The organism is Micropruina sp. (assembly GCF_047607385.1).
Taxonomy (GTDB): domain Bacteria; phylum Actinomycetota; class Actinomycetes; order Propionibacteriales; family Propionibacteriaceae; genus Micropruina.
On the sequence record NZ_JASGDE010000170.1, the window covers coordinates 38,320 to 50,167 of the forward strand.

16 protein-coding genes and 1 tRNA gene are annotated in these 11,848 nt (G+C 66.6%); 12 read left to right on the top strand and 5 right to left on the bottom strand.

Annotation, left to right across the window (positions count from 1 at the left end):
* The first annotated feature begins 72 nt into the window (after nt 1–72).
* The 3 genes from QM582_RS14900 (at nt 73) to QM582_RS14910 (ending at nt 3,238) form a co-directional block, all read left to right on the top strand.
* On the top strand, nt 73–1,374 hold the full coding sequence (locus tag QM582_RS14900) for an ABC transporter substrate-binding protein (RefSeq protein WP_415085690.1): 1,302 nt from the start codon (nt 73–75) through the stop codon (nt 1,372–1,374).
* A 68-nt stretch (nt 1,375–1,442) separates the two neighbouring features.
* Nucleotides 1,443–2,351 carry a carbohydrate ABC transporter permease gene (locus QM582_RS14905; protein WP_415085691.1) on the top strand — a complete coding sequence of 303 codons (909 nt, stop codon included), beginning with the start codon at nt 1,443–1,445 and terminating at the stop codon, nt 2,349–2,351.
* Nucleotides 2,348–3,238 carry a carbohydrate ABC transporter permease gene (locus tag QM582_RS14910; protein ID WP_415085693.1) on the top strand — a complete coding sequence of 297 codons (891 nt, stop codon included), beginning with the start codon at nt 2,348–2,350 and terminating at the stop codon, nt 3,236–3,238. The genes QM582_RS14905 and QM582_RS14910 overlap by 4 nt, the downstream gene beginning before the upstream one ends.
* Nucleotides 3,239–3,270: 32 nt before the next feature.
* Here QM582_RS14910 and ppk2 read toward each other — a convergent pair whose 3' ends face one another.
* Nucleotides 3,271–4,194, bottom strand: coding sequence for a polyphosphate kinase 2 (gene ppk2 / locus QM582_RS14915; RefSeq protein ID WP_415085694.1), 924 nt, complete (start codon nt 4,192–4,194; stop codon nt 3,271–3,273).
* Between the two features lie 111 nt (nt 4,195–4,305).
* Here ppk2 and orn point away from each other — a divergent pair, with 111 nt between their 5' ends.
* The 6 genes from orn (at nt 4,306) to QM582_RS14945 (ending at nt 7,274) form a co-directional block, all read left to right on the top strand.
* Nucleotides 4,306–4,938 (top strand): oligoribonuclease, encoded by a 633-nt coding sequence (gene orn, locus QM582_RS14920; RefSeq protein ID WP_415085695.1) that lies wholly within the window; start codon nt 4,306–4,308, stop codon nt 4,936–4,938.
* 132 nt (nt 4,939–5,070) lie between these two features.
* Nucleotides 5,071–5,143, top strand: a tRNA-His gene (locus tag QM582_RS14925).
* A gap of 222 nt (nt 5,144–5,365) precedes the next feature.
* Nucleotides 5,366–5,683, top strand: a complete 318-nt coding sequence (locus QM582_RS14930) for a helix-turn-helix domain-containing protein (protein WP_415085696.1) — start codon at nt 5,366–5,368, stop codon at nt 5,681–5,683.
* A gap of 6 nt (nt 5,684–5,689) precedes the next feature.
* Nucleotides 5,690–6,127 carry a hypothetical protein gene (locus QM582_RS14935; protein WP_415085697.1) on the top strand — a complete coding sequence of 146 codons (438 nt, stop codon included), beginning with the start codon at nt 5,690–5,692 and terminating at the stop codon, nt 6,125–6,127.
* A 210-nt stretch (nt 6,128–6,337) separates the two neighbouring features.
* Nucleotides 6,338–6,694, top strand: coding sequence for a DUF1016 N-terminal domain-containing protein (locus QM582_RS14940; protein ID WP_415085698.1), 357 nt, complete (start codon nt 6,338–6,340; stop codon nt 6,692–6,694).
* Entirely contained in the window at nt 6,630–7,274 is a 645-nt protein-coding gene (locus QM582_RS14945; RefSeq protein WP_415085699.1) for a PDDEXK nuclease domain-containing protein, read from the top strand. Before QM582_RS14940 ends, QM582_RS14945 begins: the two co-directional genes overlap by 65 nt.
* A 45-nt stretch (nt 7,275–7,319) precedes the next feature.
* Here the strand turns inward: QM582_RS14945 and QM582_RS14950 are convergent, their stop codons facing one another.
* Entirely contained in the window at nt 7,320–7,865 is a 546-nt protein-coding gene (locus QM582_RS14950) for a LuxR C-terminal-related transcriptional regulator (protein WP_415085700.1), read from the bottom strand.
* Nucleotides 7,866–8,522: 657 nt separating this feature from the next.
* Complete coding sequence (locus QM582_RS14955) at nt 8,523–8,657, bottom strand: hypothetical protein (protein WP_415085701.1); 135 nt, start codon at nt 8,655–8,657, stop codon at nt 8,523–8,525.
* A gap of 91 nt (nt 8,658–8,748) precedes the next feature.
* On the opposite strand from QM582_RS14955, the gene QM582_RS14960 reads away from it, so the two are divergent.
* Entirely contained in the window at nt 8,749–8,982 is a 234-nt protein-coding gene (locus QM582_RS14960) for an AbrB/MazE/SpoVT family DNA-binding domain-containing protein (RefSeq protein ID WP_415085703.1), read from the top strand.
* Nucleotides 8,975–10,054, top strand: a complete 1,080-nt coding sequence (locus QM582_RS14965; RefSeq protein WP_415085705.1) for an alpha/beta fold hydrolase — start codon at nt 8,975–8,977, stop codon at nt 10,052–10,054. The genes QM582_RS14960 and QM582_RS14965 overlap by 8 nt, the downstream gene beginning before the upstream one ends.
* A gap of 70 nt (nt 10,055–10,124) precedes the next feature.
* Here QM582_RS14965 and QM582_RS14970 read toward each other — a convergent pair whose 3' ends face one another.
* Nucleotides 10,125–10,337 (bottom strand): helix-turn-helix transcriptional regulator, encoded by a 213-nt coding sequence (locus QM582_RS14970; protein ID WP_415085707.1) that lies wholly within the window; start codon nt 10,335–10,337, stop codon nt 10,125–10,127.
* The gene (locus tag QM582_RS14975; protein ID WP_415085709.1) at nt 10,337–10,738 is read right to left on the bottom strand and encodes a hypothetical protein; all 402 of its coding nucleotides are present in this window, start codon (nt 10,736–10,738) and stop codon (nt 10,337–10,339) included. Before QM582_RS14975 ends, QM582_RS14970 begins: the two co-directional genes overlap by 1 nt.
* A gap of 299 nt (nt 10,739–11,037) precedes the next feature.
* On the opposite strand from QM582_RS14975, the gene QM582_RS14980 reads away from it, so the two are divergent.
* The coding region (locus tag QM582_RS14980) for a hypothetical protein (protein ID WP_415085710.1) at nt 11,038–11,848 on the top strand (811 nt) is incomplete at its 3' end.

Here is an 11,848-nt window from a genome sequence, read left to right on the forward strand (position 1 = left end):
TCGCAGCCATAGCTTGTGCCCACAGGAGCCCATCGACCGAGGCTCCCTCGAGCGATCCAATGGAGGATCCCCATGCGTGCTCAAGCACTGGTGGCCGTGGCATTTGCGGCCGCACTCTCGCTGGTCGGCTGCAGTTCCGGCACACCGGCGGCAAGCCCATCCGCAAGTTCCGGCGCATCGACCGCGCCCGCCGGCGGCGCCGGTGGCGATGTCGGCGTCTTCACCTGGTGGGCCGACGGTTCGGAGAAGGTCGGCCTGGACGCCCTGGAGAAGCTGTTCAAGGAGAAGTACGCCAACGACACCTTCGTGAACCTGGCCGTCGCCGGCGGGGCGGGCTCCAACGCGAAGGCGAAACTGGCCGCCGATCTGCAGAACGGCAATCCGCCGGACTCCTTCCAGGGGCATGCCGGCGCCGAGCTCCAGGACTACATCCGGGCCGATCAGATCGAACCGGTCAACGACATCATCACCGCCCTCGGCGGGTCGAGCGTGTTCCCGCAGAGCCTGCTCGACCGGCTCACCGTGCAGGGCAACATCTACTCGGTTCCGTCCAACATCCACCGCGCCAACGTGGTGTGGGTGAACCCGGCCGTGCTGAAGAAGGCCGGCATCACCGCCGAGCCGGCCGACCTGGACGCCTGGATCGCCGATCTGGGCAAGCTGAAGGCCGCCGGGGTCTCCGCGCCGCTGAGCGTGGCCGGCACCTGGACCCAGGTGCAGCTGTTCGAGACGGTGCTGATCGCCGACCTCGGCGTGGACGAGTACAACAAGCTGTTCGCGGCCAGCGCCAACTGGGAATCCGATGGCGTCAAGAAGGCTGTCGCGCACTACGCCAAGCTGCTCAGCTACGCCAACACCGCCTCCGACGGCGATGACTGGCCGGGTGCGACCGATGCGGTGATCGACGGCAAGGCCGCCTACAACGTGATGGGCGACTGGGCGGTGGCCGAGTTCACCTCGAAGAACAAGAAGGACGGCGAGGACTACACCTACTTCCCGGTGCCCGGGACCAAGGGCGTCTTCGACTTCCTGGCCGATTCGTTCACCCTGCCCAAGAACGCCAAGAATCCCGGCGGCGCCAAGGATTGGCTGGCGCTGATCGGCTCGGCCGAAGGCCAGAAGGCGTTCAACCTGGCCAAGGGTTCGATCCCGGCCCGCACCGACGTCCCCTCCAGCGACTTCCCGGCCTACCAGCAGTCGGCGATGGCGTCGTTCAAGTCGGACAAGATCGCCCCGTCGATCGCCCATGGCGCGGCCGTGAGCCAGGCCTGGAACTCCGACATCAGTTCGGCCATCTCGAAGTTCTACGGTTCGAAGAACCAGGCGACCCTGGTCTCCGACCTCGCCGCCGCGGCCAAGAAGAACGCGGCCTGACCGCTGTTTCCGATAGGGGTGCGTCCGGTTTCGTTCCGGACGCACCCCGCAGAACGTGAGGAGGCCGGATGCGTCGGCTGCGTACCTGGGGCCCGGGCCTGCTGCTGGTCAGCCCTTCGATCATTCTGGTCGGCATCTTCGTCTACGGCCTGATCGGCGTGAACGTGCAGACCTCGCTGGCCCAGACCAAGGACCGGATCACCGGACGGGTGACCAATCCGGGCGGCTTCGCCAATTACGCGAACCTGCTGGGTGACGACCGATACCAGCACGCGCTGTGGAATCTGCTCGTGCTGACCGTGGTGTTCATGGCCGGCACCATGGTCTTCGGCCTGTTGTGGGCGGTGCTGCTGGAACGCGGCGTCACTGGCGAGGGCGTATTCCGTTCCATCTACCTGTTCCCGATGGCGATATCGTTCGTCGCCGCCGGCGTCGCCTGGCGCTGGCTGCTGTCACCGGCGCAGGGCGCCGACCAGGCGATCGGGCTCAACCAGTTGTTCCTCAAGCTGGGCATGCCCTGGCTGCAGAGCAGCTGGTGGTCGGATTCCGGACCCTTCAACATGGCGGCGATGGCGATTCCGGCGATCTGGCAGCTGTCCGGCTACATCATGGCGTTGTTCCTGGCCGGTTTCCGCGGCATCTCCGACGACCAGCGCGAGGCGGCCCGGGTGGACGGTGCCACTGAATGGCAGCTGTACCGGCACGTCCTGTTCCCGCAGGTGTCGCCGGTGGCATTGTCTGCGCTGATCATTCTCGGCCACATGTCGATGAAGATGTTCGACCTGATCTACTCGATCGCCGGCGCCAACTCCTACACCGCCGAGGTTCCGGCCACCTTCATGTGGATCCAGCTGTTCCCGCAGTCGAATCCGACCGGCGCGGCCGCCAACGCCACGATCATCCTGGCGATCGTCGCCGTGGTGGTCATTCCGTACCTGATCTACACCAACCGGACCGAGAAGGACGGCCGGGCATGACCGCCGCGATCGAGACCCTGGAGACGCCCTCGGCGCAACTGCCCGGCCGCAAGCGCCGGATCACCCCGATGAAGACGGTGCAGTTCGTGTTGCTGCTGCTGTTCGCGATCATCGTGCTCATTCCGCTGTACGTGGTGCTGGTGACCAGTTTCAAGGGTGGCGCGGACGTCTCGTCCGCCACCGCCTGGGATCTGCCGCACATCTTCTCCACCGAGGGATGGTCGTCGGCGATCACCCGGTTGGCGCCCGCGCTGGGCCGCTCGCTGATCCTGGCCCTGGCCGCGGCCGTGCTGTCGTCCATCCTGGGCTCGCTGAACGGCTACGTCTTCGCCAAGTGGAGGTTCCCCGGTGCGGACGCGGTGTTCACCGCCTTCCTGTTCGGCATGTTCATCCCCTACCAGGCGGTGATGATCCCGCTGCAGAAGATGCTGCTGGAACTGCAGACCCACGGCTTCGGCTGGCTGGACGGCATTCCGAAGCTGATCCTGGTGCACACCATCTACGGCATCCCGATCTGCACGCTGATCTTCCGCAATTACTACGCGACCGCGGTACCCACCGAGATTCTCGAGGCGGCCCGGGTGGACGGCGCCGGCATGCTGCGCATCTACGGCTCGATCGTGCTGCCGGTCTCCATTCCCGGATTCGTGGTGACCTTGATCTGGCAGTTCACCTCGGCTTGGAACGACTTCCTGTTCGCGCTGTTCCTGACCTCACCGCGCAACGGCCCGGTCACCTATGCGCTGCAGGAACTCGCCGGCGGCCAGAATCCCGACTATCCGTCGATCATGGCCGGCGTCCTGGTGGCGTCGCTGCCGACCCTGATCGTCTACATCGCGCTGGGCCGCTACTTCATCAGCGGACTGATGAGCGGTTCGGTCAAGTAGACCGAACCGCTCAGCCGACCGGGCGCGAATCCTCAGTCGTCGGAGGATTCGCGTCCGCGCCGCACGATCAGCGGATCGGGGTCGTAGACCACGGAATGGTCCTTGCCCTCGTAGTCGAACTGGTTCAGGAAAGCGCGCATGGCGTTGATCCGGGCCCGCTTCTTGTCGTTGCTGCGGATCGTCGTCCAGGGCGCATGCTTGGTGTCGGTGCGGGCGAACATCGCCTCCTTGGCCGCCGAGTAGGCGTCCCACTTGTCCAGCGACTCCAGGTCCATCGGCGACAGCTTCCAGCGCCGCACCGGGTCGATCTGCCGGATCGCGAACCGGGTGCGCTGCTCCCGACGGGTCACCGAGAACCAGAATTTGGTGATGTGGATGCCCGATTCCTGCAGCATCCGCTCGAACTTCGGGGCATGCTGCATGAACGTCTCGTACTGGTCGTTGCTGCAGAAGCCCATCACCCGCTCGACGCCGGCCCGGTTATACCAGGACCGGTCGAACAGCACGATCTCGCCGCTGGTCGGGAAGTGCCGGATGTAGCGCTGGAAGTACCACTGGCCGAGTTCGTCGCTGGACGGCTTGGTCAGCGCCACCACGCGGGCGGCCCGCGGGTTGAGGTGCTCGATGAACCGCTTGATCGTGCCGCCCTTGCCGGCGGCGTCGCGTCCTTCGAAGACGATGATGTGCTTCAGCCCGTGGTCCTGGCCGTGGTACTGGAATTTGAGCAACTCGATCTGCAGCAGATACTTCTCCTGCTCGTACTCGTCGCGGCTCATCAGCTCGTCGTAGGGGTAGTCCTCGCGCCAGGTCTCGACGGCGCGGCCGCCCGGATCGATCAGTTCGGGGTCAGGCCCTTCGCTGTCGGCCACCGTGTACCCGGCGGCGATCAGCTTGTCGATGAACTCACGCAGGTTGTCGTCGGCATCGGGCTGGAGCTCGTCCAGGTCCGTCGTCATCTGTCCTCCCACCTCGGCTGGAAGGCAAGCCTATTGGTTTCGGACGCCCGGTCCCAGTGCTCTGCCGCTTAGACACGTGGGCAACATCGACGGGCCACTAGAGTGTTCGCCGTGGCTGACCTTCTGGTGTGGATCGATTGTGAGATGACCGGGCTCGACCTCACCAGGGACGTCCTGATCGAAGTCGCCGCACTCGTCACCGACGGCGAGCTCAACGTGCTCGGCGACGGCGTGGACGTGGTGGTCAAGCCGTCCGACGCGGCGCTCGCCCAGATGAGCGACTTCGTCCGCGAGATGCACGCCAAGTCGGGGCTGCTGCCGCTGCTGGAATCCGGGGTGGACATCGAGACCGCCGAGCAGCAGGTGCTCGACTACATCCGCAGCCAGGTGCCCAGCGCCCGGACCGCGCCGCTGGCCGGCAACACCATCGGCACCGACCGCGCCTTCCTGGCTCGCGACATGCCCGAACTCGAGCAGTACGTGCACTACCGCAACGTGGACGTCTCCAGCATCAAGGAGCTGGCCCGCCGCTGGTACCCGCGGGCCTACTACAACACGCCGGCCAAGTCGGGGAACCACCGTGCCCTGGCCGACATCCGCGAGTCGATCGAGGAGCTGCGCTACTACCGCGACGCGGTCTTCGTGCCCCAGCCCGGGCCGTCCACCGCCGAACTGCGCAAGATCGCCGCCGCCCACCAGGGTGCGCTGAGCCAGCCCGTGGTGGAGGACGACGACAACGACTGAGATCTCGGACGCCGGACCGCGCCGGGCGGGCCGCCCGCGATGGGCGGCGCGTGAGCGAGGCGTCGCGATTGGCGCAGCGCGACGCCTGTGACCTAGACTGTCCTAGCCGTGGCGCCCGACCGCCACGACATGGTGGGTATAGCTCAGCTGGTAGAGCACCTGGTTGTGGTCCAGGATGTCGCGGGTTCGAGTCCCGTTACTCACCCTGATGCAACGGCCCAGATTCTTGGATCGGGCCGTTGCTTCCCCCAACATAGCCCCTGGCCAGACGTAGTTTCGCGAGTGGTGCGCGATGGTGACTGCTCACACAGGTGGGCGCGGATGCTGGCTCCGTCCGCGACCGCGGCTTGCGCGGATCTCAGGAGCGACCCAGTCCGCCATGAACAGATGGAACTCCAAGTGTTCACCGACGCGGTACGCTTGGCGCATGAGTCTCGCACTTCGCCTCAGTCCGGCGGACCTGGCTGACCGCGAACGCGCCGCCGAGTCGGTCCTTGCGTTCCTGCGCCAGGCCGAGATGGCGGGAGCGTCGGTGGAGATAACCGCAGACGCGCCGTTCCTGACACCGGAAGAGGTGGCTAAGCAACTCGGCGTGTCACGCCCGACCATCTCTCGCCGCATCAAGGCCGGAGACCTGAAGGTGATCAAGGTCGGCAACCGGAACCGCATCCCCGTCACCGAGTTCGAACGCTTCCGAGAGGCATACCTCGACGAGATGGCCAGCGCACTCGCCGACGACTTCTGAGACCAGATGATCCTGGTCTATCTGGACAAGCCCATCCTTTCCGCAGCGTCACTCGCGGGAGCGAGCTTCATCATCACGGAGAACATCAAGGACTTCGGAGCCCGAGACCTGTCCCGGTTGCAGATGTCGGCCGCCCATCCAGACCTCTTCCTGGCCAACCAACTCAGCATCGATACCTACCGCAATGTGCTCGGTCGCCTGGCCAAGGCACGCACGCGCCAACCGTGCACGGCCGAAGAGATACATCGTGTCGAGACAGGCGACCTCCTCCCGCTCCTCGCCCAACGCATGAGGGCGGCCTACCCCGTTGAGCCGTCCACGGCGGCAGGACGACGCACTCCGCGGCTGACATTTCGCGGTGTCCGATGCGTCGCCTGCGGCAAGCTGTTCACCAACCCCGGGAGCCTGGCGCTCGGCGTCTGCGCAGAGTGTCACATCGAGTGACCCTTCAGGTTCTGGCGACGCCGCCGCCCCAGTTCGCGCGAACGAGGACGTCATCAAGCCCGCCGATCACCCCGGTCAACCCCGACGGTCTCGCACCCTTGCGTCGCTGGCGCAACAAGCTGGGCGACGTCATCCGACCAGCTCGTTGATCGGGTTTCGGCGCTGATCGAGCAGACCCGGCACGGTGTCGCCGCGCAAGCCAACGCCGCATTGACGCTGATGAACTGGCACATCGGCCGCATGATCGACATCGAGATCCTCAAGGAGCGACGCGCTGGGTACGACCAGGAGATTGTGGCGACGCTGTCGCCACATTTGACGGGGAGGTTCGGGCGGGGGTTCGACAAGTCGAGCCTGTACCGGATGATCAAGTTCTCTCAGGCCTTCCCGGACATCGAGACTGTGGCGACACTGTCGCCACGATTGAGTTGGTCGCACTTCCGGGAGATCATCGCGCTGCCGCTGGCCGAGGCCCGGACCTTTTTACGCGAACGAGGCCGTCGTGCGCAACCTGAGCGTTCGAGAGTTACGTCGCGCGATCGAGCGCAAGTCGTTCGAGCGCCGTGAGATCGCCGACTCACAGATCCCAGAAGGATCGGCGGTCCCCCTCGACACGTTCCGGGACCCGATGCTCCTGGACATGCTCGGGCTCCACGACTCCTTCCGAGAAGGCGAGCTCGAGGAAGCCATCGTCAGAGCACTGGAACCAGTGCTGTTGGAGGTCGGGCAGGGATGGGCTTTCATCGAACGCCAGAAGCGCATCAGCTTCGACGGAGACGACTACCACCTTGATCTCCTGTTCTTCTCCCGACCATTGCGCCGCCTGATCGCGGTGGAGCTGAAGATCGGAAAGTTCAAGCCAAGCTACGAGGGCCAGATGAACTTCTACCTCAAGTGGCTCAACCGGTTCGAACGGCAAGCAGACGAGAACCCGCCTATCGGACTCATCCTGTGCACCGAGGCGAGCCGGGAACAGATCGAACTGCTGGAGATGCACAAGGACGGAATCGTTGTCGCCGAGTACTGGACGGCCCTCCCTCCTAAGGCCGAGCTTGAGGCCAAGATCAGGAAGATCTATCGGGAGGCCCGGGAGCGAATCGCCCGTAGGCAGATCATGCCAGCCGTGGACGAGTCCAGCGACCAGTAGCAGCCGCAGGCACCCAGCGGGTCGGGTGTGATCTGTCGACCGAAGTCAGCGCGTCCGAGTGTCCGTGGGCGGCCGACCGTCCGGCGAGGCGGGGTCGGCGAGGCCGGTTTCGTAGGCGACGACGACGGCTTGGAGTCGGTCGCGCAGGCCGAGTTTGGCGAGAATCCGGGTCATGTGCGTCTTCACGGTCGCTTCGCTGAGGTAGAGGCTGGCGCCCACCTCGGCGTTGGAGAGGCGGCGGGCGACGGCTCGCAGCACGTCGAGCTCGCGTGGGGTCAGACCGGCGAGCCGCTGACCTACCGCACCACCTGGCGGCGGGTGCTGAATGAAGCGTTCGATCAGCCGGTCAGTGACCGAGGGCGCCAGTAGTCGGTCACCTGCTGCGCATTGCGGGACGGCCCGGACGAGTTCGGCCGGGGACGCAGTTTTCAGCAGGAACCCGGAGGCGCCGGCTCGAAGGGCCCGGTAGACGTACTCGTCGAGGTCGAAGGTGGTCAGGATCAACACCCGTGTGTTGGGACAGGTGGCCAGGATGGTTTGGGTGGCGTCGAGTCCGTCACCGCCGGGCATCTGGATGTCCATCAACACCACGTCGGGCGTGTTCCGGAGCGCGGGGAAGGTCGAGGGTAGCCAGCAGCGCCTCGACCTGCTCGATCAGACTCAGATCGGGGAAGCGATGGTCTCCTCAGCCATGGCCCCAACCTACGTCTCCGTCGCCACGCCACGCAGTGGGACCAGCCCTCCATTTCCGGCGGATGCCCCCATATTCCACTGGATCTCGCGCGCTTCAGCGAGCCGCGCTCCAGCGACTCGACGTCGACCTCGTCCGGAGGGGTTATACCGGGCGTCGGCAGCTTCGACGGCCCGCTGGGAGTCAGTCCGGGTTCGCGAAACGGAAGCCCCTACTGCGGCCGTCACGGACGCCTTCAGCCGGCTGTAACCGACGACCGGGGAGCCGTCGAAGAACCAGACCTACTGATCCGCACCGGCACCTCCGTCGCCGCCAGCCGATAGGCGATCGCGTGGTGCGCTGGGCACAGCAGACATCGGCCTGCTCCAGTCGTCCCGGGCGAACCCGAAAATCTCCCACTCGATTGTTCTTCACCGGCGTGTCGCCCACCTTTTCGGCATCGAGTGCGGAGTTTTCGGGAATCCCCGGTCCCGACGCCGCGATCCAGGCGGTGCGCTCGGCGTCCGACTCCCCGCCGTGCCCGCCGGAATCGACGTGGCCGTGGTCGGTGACCACGATCACGGTTGCCACACCTTCCGGTCGGCGTCCAGCAACTCGCGTTCGATGGTCACCCGGAGGAGATCGCAGATCGGCCGCGCCTCAGCGTCGAGCCGCTCGTGAAAGTCACGAATGCCGTCGGGAATCCTCCCCATCCGGAGACTCTGCTGCGGCCCTCACGGACGAGCCTCGGCCGGATCAGTCGCAACTCCGTATTACTTTTCCAACTTCAGTTACCATGGAGTCATGCCAGACAGCCCCTATCCCGAGGGTCGCTGGATCAGCATGGTCCGGCTCGGCCCGAAGTCACAGATCGTGATTCCGAAGGAGGTTCGCGAGCTGTTCGGCATCGGGCCGGGCGACGTCCTGCTGCTGATGGCCGACCGGGAGCGAGGCATCGCCCTGGTCGATCCGTCCGAGTACGCCGAGGTCATCGACAAGACGCTCGGCCCTCCCCCGCGGCGGCCCGGCGATGCCTGACGTCTGGTCGGTGGTGTTGTTCAACCTCGGCCTGGCGGTTGTCGGCATCGTCGCGGTCTTCGGAATCCGCGTCCTGATCGCGTATGTCACCACCAGGGACTACTTCGACAAGCACGTCCGCCGGGTCGAAGCCCTCGGGTTCCGGGAGCGCCGGATCGCGCTGCGCGAGCACACCTGGCTGAACGTGGCCGAGGGCCCGGCCGGCGGCATCCCGCTGCTGCTCATCCCGGGTCAGGGCAGCATCTGGCAGGAGTACGCCAAGGCGATCCCCGAACTGACCGACACCTTCCACGTGCTGGCCGTCGACGTCCACGGGCACGGTCGAAGCAGCTGGAACACCGACGACTACACCTGCGCCCAGATCGCCGACGACCTGTCCCGCGTCGTCGACGAGGTGTTCGGCACGCCGGTGGTGATCGCCGGGCACTCCTCGGGCGGCCTGATCGCCGCCCGGATGGCCGCCACTCGTCCCGACCGAGTCCGGGCCGCGCTCTTCGAGGATCCGCCGTTCTTCGCCACCGAGCCCGACCGGGTGGCCCGGACCTACGTCGCCGTCGACGCGAACGTCGCAGTGACGACGTTCCTGGCCCAGCACGACGAAACCGACTGGGTGTGCTGGTACATGCGGTTCAGCTACTGGAAAGGCCTGCTCGGCCCGATCTGGCCGCTGCTCACCCGCAGCGTGGTCCGGCAACGACGAGCCGACCCGCAGTGCGTTCCGGTGGTGCGGTGGGTGTCGATCTCGATCAACCGCATCTGGGAGTCGATCAGCCACCCCTACGACCTGCGTTTCACCAGCACTTTCATCGACAACAGCTGGTTCGCCGGCTTCGACCAGGCAGCCACGCTGGCGGCGATCGGCTGCCCGACCGCGTTCCTGAAGGCCACCACCCGCTACGACCGCCAGGGCATCCTGCTCGCCGCGCTGAGCGACGACGATCTGCACCGGGTGGAGAGCCTGCTGCCCGACAACCACACCATCCGGCTGCGCAGTTCCCACGACATCCACTTCGCCCACACCAACCGCTATGTGCAGGCGCTGAAGGAGTTGGGCGGACGGGTCGTGCACTGACCGCTGGTCAACGCCTCAACGGCGACCCGGTCGACGGCCGCCCCTCCCGGCTGACCAGCTGGAGAGCCACTCAGCCGTCGGACGGCTCCACGGCGTCCGGGGTGAACAGGTCCTCGATCTGGCAGCGGAAGGTGGCGGCGAGCCGGAACGCCAGCGGCAACGAGGGGTCGAACCGGCCCTTCTCGATCGAGATCACCGTCTGGCGCGAGACGCCGAGCTCCTCGGCCAACCGCTGCTGCGACCAGCCCTTCTCCTGACGCCGCTCCGCGAGTGAGTTGCGCATCAGCGCCCCGCCCTCGACGCCACCCAGTACCGCAGACCGAAGTCGGCCGCGGCGAGCAAGGCCAGCACCATCAGCACCGCGGATGCCGCTATGCCGACACGGAAGATCGAGAATGCGCCCGCACCCAGCCCGATCACCATGATCAGATCGTTGAACGCGCCCGACGCCGCCTGGTCGTACCAGGTGTTCTCTACAGACTCCTCAGGCCGATCGACGGCACCGCGAAGAGTCGATCGGTCGACGAGCACCGCCCAGGCGAGCGCCGAGGCCGTCGGCAGCGTGACCACGGCACCGATGACGAACCCCGACAGCCAGTTCTCCTGGCCTCCGAACGTGGCGAGCAGCCCTCCGATGCCCGCCGCCAGCAGCCCACCGAGCAGCAGGCTGACGGTCAGCAGCATGGCGCTGCCCCCACCGAAGCGAGCACGCCCCCAACGGCTGCGGGGGCGGCGGGGCGTCGTCGCGTGATTCATGATGGCTCCTTTACATCTCGGCGTGATGTAAAGGTAACTGTACAGACAAGGTCGCTTTACAGTCAAGGATGCTTGACATGAAAGCTCGGGGCGGGCGCCGATCGTCCCGGCCTCGGGTTCCGGACGCCGGGGGCCACCACCGAGATGCCCCGGACTTCGCCGCGACCGCGGTTAAGGTGAGCCCGAGACGGACGTCGTTTGCGGGGTCCGGCTGAAAGGCGACAACGATGACCCAGGCACCCGCGGCCCCCGCAGAGGAGGCCCCTGCGCTGCTCGCCTCGCTCCGTCCGGCTGTGCTCGCCCTGTTGGCCATCGAGTGCGCCAACGGCCTGCTGTCCTGGCCGGAGGGCCTCGCCCGGAGCGGCTGGTACGGCCTGATCACCATCGTGCAGTTCGCCGTCATCACCGCCGGCATCGCCGCCCTGCTGTGGCGCCGGGCGGCGGCCACGATCGTCTGCGGCGCCGCCGCCGGGGTGCTCGCGGTGGCATTCGGCGGCTCCGGATACGAGCCGTGGCTGATCATCGTGGCCGGCATTCTGGCCGGCGCTCACGAGTCCGGGCTGTGGCTGCGGCTGACCGTCGCGATCCTGGTCGGCTACTCGGTCGTCTTCTCGCTGCGGGCCGAGAGTTTCGAGGCCGGCTGGGGGCTGCTGGTGTTCGCCACCCTGATCGGCCTGACGGCGGTGTGCCTCGGGATCGGCCTGATCGCCCGCCGATTCCTGCGCACGGCCCAGCGGCGACGGGAGCGGGAACGCTCGGTGCGGGACGCGTCGGCGCGGCAGCGCGCGGACGTGCGGAACCGCATCGCCGACGACGTCGAGGCGGTGGTCACCGCGGGTCTCGACCGGATCACCGCGCAGGCCGAGGCGGCGTCCGACGGAACCATCTCGCGCGAGTCGCTGCGTCGCGAACTGGAACTGATCGAGGGCCAATGCCGCTCGTCGCTCGACCAGCTGCGCACGCTGCTGGGGGCGTTGCGCAGCGCCGACGCACCCGCGGCGGAGCCGGCGCGTCCGGCGTCCGGGCGGAGGCGGAGCC